Below are 5,908 nucleotides of genomic sequence, written 5' to 3' on the forward strand. Positions count from 1 at the left end.
GCGACGATCGCGAGCAGGTCCGCGTTGCCGGTGCGCTCGCCGTACCCGTTGATCGTGCCCTGGACGTGCGTGACGCCGGCCTCGACGGCGGCGATCGAGTTCGCCACCGCGCAGCCGGCGTCGTTGTGACAGTGGATGCCGAGCCTGGCCCCGGTCGATTCCAGTACGTCGCGGACGACCTCCTGCAACTCCCGGGGCAGCGTGCCGCCGTTGGTGTCGCACAGGGCCACCACGTCGGCCCCGGCCTCGGCGGCCACCCGTACCACCTCCAGCGCGTACGCCCGGTTCGCGCGGTAGCCGTCGAAGAAGTGCTCGGTGTCCAGGAAGACCCGCTGCCCGTTGTCCCGCAGGTGCCGGACCGTGTCGGCGACCATCCGGAGGTTCTCGTCGAGCGTCGTCCGGAGCGCCCGCTCGACGTGCGCATCGTGGCTCTTGGCAACGAGTGTGACGACCCCGGCGCCGGAGTCGCGGAGCGCGCCGACCTGCTGGTCGTCGGCGGCCGGCGTCCCCGGCTTGCAGGTCGCGCCGAAGGCCGCGAACGTCGCGTTCTTCAGGTGCAGCTCGGTCCGTGCGCGCTCGAAGAACTCGGTGTCCTTCGGTACGGCGCCCGGCCAGCCGCCCTCGATGAAGCCCACCCCGAGCTCGTCCAGGTGCTGCGCAATGGCGATCTTGTCGGCCACGGACAGCGCCAGACCCTCCTGCTGCGCACCGTCGCGCAACGTCGTGTCGTAGACGTGGAAATCGTCCGAGATGCTCATGCGGGTCGGCCTTCCGGAGGGGTGTTGTACGGCAAACAAAAAACCTCCCGCAAGGTGCGAGAGGTCTGCGCGCTCAGGTACAGCTTGCTGAGCGCGCCTAGGGAATAATCACCCGATAGTGCTTCATGACCCTTCGAAGTCTGCCACACAATCACCGATCGGTAACGGTGCCGTCTCGCATCTCGACCATTCAGTACGCGAAGGGGTACTGGAGTTCAGGCGGTAAGTGACCAGCCCGGGTCGTCCCACGCGGTGTAGAAGTCCTCGCGGGACAGTGGCCGAAGGCCCCAGTCCTCGCGGTCCAGCGCCCGGTCGGTGAGCATCCCCTCGTCGTCCTCGAGCCGCTGCCACCAGTACCGCGTGACCTCGCCGTCCTCGCCGGCGCCGAGCTGCCGGATCACGACCCACTCCGCCTCGTGCCAGACGGCCTCGTACAGCCAGTCGGTCCCGTAGTCGTCGACCACCGCACCGTACGTCCGCGGCGCCGTACCCCGGTCCAGGTCCCGGATCAGCTCCACCGTCGACCGGATCGCCGCGACGGTCTCGCCGGACCATCCGCGCCGCTCGGCCAGCTCCGCGTAGTACCCCTCGACCTCAGCCGGAAAGCCGCTCATGCCGCCCGACCCTATCGGGTCCTACGGAGGTCCAGCGAGCGCCGTCCCACACGCCGAGCTGAGAAGAACCTATGAAACGCCCGGCAGCCTTGGCTGCCGGGCGTTCGAACAAGTAGGGCTCAGAAAGCGCGGGTCATCCAGCCGTGCGGGTCGGTCGCGCGGCCGTACTGTACGTCGAGCAGGGCGGAGCGGACGGCCGCCGTGACCGGGCCGCCGTTGCCGTCGCCGATCCGGGTCTCACCGTCACGCCACTTCAGCGACGCGACCGGGGTGACGACGGCCGCCGTACCGCAGGCGAAGACCTCGCGCACCTTGCCGGACGCGGCACCCTCACGCCACTCGTCGACCGACACCTTCCGCTCGGTGACGTGGTACCCGAGATCCGTGACCAGCTTCAGGATCGAGTCCCGGGTGACGCCCTCGAGGATCGTCCCGGACAGCTCGGGGGTGACGACCGAGTTGTCGTCGAGGACGAAGTACAGGTTCATCCCGCCGAGCTCCTCGACCCACTTCTTCTCGACCGCGTCCAGGAACGCGACCTGGTCGCAGCCGTTCTCGATCGCCTCGGCCTGGGCGAGCAGCGACGACGCGTAGTTGCCGCCGGTCTTCGCCGCACCGGTGCCGCCGGGGGCCGCGCGGGTGTACTCCTCGCTCAGCCAGATCCGGACCGGCTTCACGCCGTTCGCGAAGTACGAGCCGGCGGGCGACGCGATCACGCAGTACGTCACCCGGGCCGACGGCCGGACGCCGAGGAACGGGTCCGAGCCAAACATGAACGGCCGCAGGTACAGCGACGTCTCGCCGCCGCCCGGCACCCACGCCTTGTCGATCTCGACCAGCTTGTGCAGCGAGTCGAGGAAGACCTCCGTGGGGAGCTCCGGCAGCGCGAGCCGCTGCGCGGACCGCTGGAACCGGGTCGCGTTCGCCTCGGGACGGAACAGGTGGATCGAGTCGTCGGGATGCCGGTAGGCCTTCATCCCTTCGAAGATGGTCTGGGCGTAGTGGAACACCGAGGTCGCCGGAGACAGCTCCAGCGGCCCGAAGGCGGTGATCCGTGCGTCGTGCCAGCCTTTTTCGGCCGTCCAGGTGGCGATCGCCAGGTGGTCGGTGAAGTACTGCCCGAATCCCGGGTTCGCCAGGATCTGGGCGCGCTGGTCGTCGCTGGCCAATTGGGTGTTGGGCTCAACGGTGAACTCTAGGGCGCTCATAGCCGCACCGTACCTCTCGACCAACTGGTCATGCGAGCATCGGTCATCTCAGCCCGCCGCGCGCTTCGCGATGGCGTCGCCGATCTCGGCGGTACTGCGGGCAGCGCCGGTGCGCTCCTCGATGTCCGCCTCGACGGCGGCCTCGATCGCGCGCGCCGCCTCGGTCAGCCCGAGGTGCTCGCACAGCAGCGACGCGGACAGGATCGCCGCGGTCGGATCGGCCTTCTGCTGGCCGGCGATGTCCGGCGCGGAGCCGTGCACCGGCTCGAACATGCTCGGCGCGGTCCGGTCCGGGTTGATGTTGCCGCTCGCGGCCAGCCCGATGCCGCCGCTGATCGCGGCCGCCAGGTCGGTGATGATGTCGCCGAACAGGTTGTCGGTGACGATCACGTCGAACCGCGCCGGGTCGGTGACCAGGAAGATCGTCGCCGCGTCCACGTGCAGGTAGTCGACCGCGATCTCCGGGAACTCCTCGGCGACCTTGTCGACGGTCCGCTTCCAGAGGTGGCCGGCGTGCACGAGCACGTTGTTCTTGTGTACCAGCGTGAGCTTCTTGCGCGGCCGCGCTTGCGCCCGGGCGAACGCGTCCCGGACGACCCGCTCGACGCCGTACGCCGTGTTCACCGACACCTCGGTGGCGATCTCGGCCGGCGTACCGACCCGGAGCGCGCCGCCGTTGCCGACGTACGGGCCTTCGGTCCCTTCGCGGACGACGACGAAGTCGACGGTGCCCGGGTCGGCCAGCGGGGAGCCGACGGACGGGTAGATCTTCGAGGGCCGCAGGTTCACGTAGTGGTCCAGGGTGAACCGGAGCTTGAGCAGCAGACCGCGCTCGAGGACGCCGGACGGGACGCTCGGGTCGCCGACCGCGCCGAGCAGGATCGCGTCGTGCTTGCGGATCTCCTCCAGCTCGGCGTCCGGCAGCGTCTCACCGGTGGCGTGCCAGCGCTTCGCGCCGAGGTCGTACTCGGTCCGCTCGAACGTCACGCCGTGCTGCGCGGCTACCGCGTCGAGAACCTTGAGGGCCTCGGTGGTCACCTCGGGCCCGATGCCGTCGCCCGGGACGACGGCCAGCGTGAAGTTCTTGTTCTCACTCACTTGTTGGGTTCTCCCCCATTGTCACGGCGGTTCATGGCCTCTTGGACAGCCTTGACCTCGGCCGCTCCCGACCGCGCGGGGCGAGCCGGGCGGCGCCGGCGGGCCACCTTCCGCTCCCGGCCGTCGACGGCCGGCCAGTTGGCTGGATACATGTCGTACATGCTGCTCCTTCCCAATATGTCGTGGGCGGCAGGATGCGCACGAATTTACTCGCACGTCCGACTATTTCTCCACAATGCGGGCAGGTTGTCCCGGAATATGAGATCCCGGTGCGGGCACCGGCCCCGACCTGTGCCAGTCTCAGCCCGTGAGTGCTCCTCCAGAACTGCCGCCGCTGGTCTCCGCGGCCCTCAGCCTGTCCGGCCGGCGCGGATTCGTCAGCTCCACCAGGAACGAGACGGGCCGGCTGCTCGCCGCGCTCGCGGCCTCGAAGTCCGGCCTGCTCGGTGAGCTCGGCACCGGCTGCGGCGTCGGCTCGGCCTGGCTGCGCAGCGGCGCCGGCCAGGGCACCAACATCGTCACCGCGGAGAGCGACCCGCAGCTCGCGCAGGCGGTCGCCGAACTGTTCGCCGCCGACGAGCGGATCGAGGTCGTGTCGGCCGACTGGACCGCGCTGATCGAGCGCGGCCCGTTCGCGCTGCTGTTCGTGGACGCCCGCGAGGCGAAGCTGTCCGCCCGCGACGTGATCGCGGACGTGGTCGAGCCCGGCGGCTTCGTCGTACTGGACGACTTCACCCCGTCCGCGGTCTGGCCGCCGATGTACGAGGGCCGGGTCGACACGCTCCGCCAGGAGTGGCTGATGGACCAGCGCTTCACCACCGTCGAGGTGATGGTCGCCCCCGACGCCGCCGTCCTGCTCGCCACCCGCCGCTGACCCCACCCCAACCACCCAACCGCTCCCCTCCCTCAGCACGTTTGGCTGGGTGATGGGGTTGGCGTGGGGTGGGAAATGGGGCGGGCCCGAGCTATGGAGCTCGGGCCCTTGTCAGCCGCCATGCGCCTGCGGGCGGCTGACCGCCTTCAGTAAAGCAGTCGTTCGGGTGAATCAGTCCTCGACGTCCACCGAACGGGCGGTCGCGGCCTGGACCGCGGCGGTGATCTCGTCCAGGACCGGGGCCGCGATCTTCGAGTCGACCGAGAGCGCGACCAGGGCCTTGCCGCCCTTGCGGTCCCGGCTGACCTGCATGCCGGCGATGTTCACGTCGGCGTCGCCGAGGATCCGGCCGATCTGGCCGACCGCGCCCGGCCGGTCCTCGTAGGTGAGGAACGCCAGGTGCGCGGCGAGCTCGATCTCGACGTCGAACCCGTCGATCTCGACCAGCCGCTCGGACTGCCGGACGCCGACCAGCGTGCCGGCCACCGACACCTGCGCGCCGTCGGCGAGGGTGCCGCGGAGCGTGATCAGGTTCCGGTGCTCCGGGCTGTCGTGGTCCGTGACGAGGCGGACCTCGAGGCCCCGCTCGGCCGCCAGCAGCGGCGCGTTCACGTACGAGACGTTGTCCTCGACGACGTCCGCGAACACACCCTTCAGCGCGGCCAGCTCGAGCACCTTCACGTCGTACTGCGTGATCTCTCCGCGGACCTCGACGTCGAGCTGCTGCGCGACGCCGCCGGCCAGCGCGGTGAAGATCCGGCCGAGCTTCTCGGTCAGCGCGATCCCCGGCCGGACGTCCTCGGCGATCACGCCGCCCTGGACGTTCACCGCGTCCGGCACCAGCTCACCCGACAGCGCGAGCCGCACCGACTTCGCGACCGCGATCCCGGCCTTCTCCTGCGCTTCGTCGGTGGACGCTCCGAGGTGCGGCGTGACGACCACGTTCTCGAACTCGAACAGCGGCGAGTCGGTGCACGGCTCGCTCGCGAAGACGTCGAGGCCGGCGCCGGCCACGCGGCCCTCCTTCAGAGCGGAGTACAGCGCCTGCTCGTCGACGATGCCGCCGCGGGCCGCGTTCACGATGATGACCTCGGGCTTGACCTTGTGCAGCTGCTCGTCGCCGATCAGGCCGATGGTCTCCGGGGTCTTCGGCAGGTGCACCGAGATGAAGTCACTGGCCGCCAGCAGCTCGTCCAGCGAGGCGAGCCGGACGCCCATCTGCGCGGCGCGGCCGGCCTGCACGTACGGGTCGTAGGCGATCACGTTCATGCCGAAGGCGGCCAGCCGCTGCGCGACCAGGACGCCGATCTTGCCGAGGCCGACGATGCCGACGGTCTTCTCGAACAGCTCGACACC

The 5,908-nt window shown here is 69.9% G+C and carries 5 protein-coding genes and 1 pseudogene; 1 reads left to right on the forward strand and 5 read right to left on the reverse strand.

From position 1 onward, the window contains the following. The 4 genes and pseudogenes from VFF46_RS27120 to VFF46_RS27135 all read right to left on the reverse strand — a co-directional run. Window positions 1-758, reverse strand: a pseudogene (locus VFF46_RS27120) (citramalate synthase); the annotation flags it as partial. A 215-nt stretch (window positions 759-973) separates the two neighbouring features. Continuing rightward, window positions 974-1,372 carry a hypothetical protein gene (locus VFF46_RS27125; protein WP_325040053.1) on the reverse strand — a complete coding sequence of 133 codons (399 nt, stop codon included), beginning with the start codon at window positions 1,370-1,372 and terminating at the stop codon, window positions 974-976. A gap of 119 nt (window positions 1,373-1,491) precedes the next feature. After that, window positions 1,492-2,580 (reverse strand): branched-chain amino acid aminotransferase, encoded by a 1,089-nt coding sequence (locus tag VFF46_RS27130; protein WP_325040054.1) that lies wholly within the window; start codon window positions 2,578-2,580, stop codon window positions 1,492-1,494. Window positions 2,581-2,628: 48 nt separating this feature from the next. Further along, entirely contained in the window at window positions 2,629-3,678 is a 1,050-nt protein-coding gene (locus VFF46_RS27135; protein ID WP_325040055.1) for a 3-isopropylmalate dehydrogenase, read from the reverse strand. Window positions 3,679-3,985: 307 nt separating this feature from the next. Here VFF46_RS27135 and VFF46_RS27140 point away from each other — a divergent pair, with 307 nt between their 5' ends. After that, complete coding sequence (locus VFF46_RS27140; RefSeq protein ID WP_325040056.1) at window positions 3,986-4,552, forward strand: O-methyltransferase; 567 nt, start codon at window positions 3,986-3,988, stop codon at window positions 4,550-4,552. Between the two features lie 171 nt (window positions 4,553-4,723). Here VFF46_RS27140 and VFF46_RS27145 read toward each other — a convergent pair. Further along, on the reverse strand, window positions 4,724-5,908 hold a 1,185-nt coding region (locus tag VFF46_RS27145; protein ID WP_325040057.1), incomplete at its 5' end, for an NAD(P)-dependent oxidoreductase.

This window comes from Kribbella sp., from assembly GCF_035655035.1.
Lineage (GTDB): Bacteria > Actinomycetota > Actinomycetes > Propionibacteriales > Kribbellaceae > Kribbella.

Excerpts from the sequence above, each read along its gene's own strand:
- VFF46_RS27130 (WP_325040054.1), bottom strand. The coding sequence starts at position 2,580 with ATGAGCGCCCTAGAGTTCACCGTTGAGCCCAACACCCAATTGGCCAGC.
- VFF46_RS27125 (WP_325040053.1), bottom strand. The coding sequence starts at position 1,372 with ATGAGCGGCTTTCCGGCTGAGGTCGAGGGGTACTACGCGGAGCTGGCC.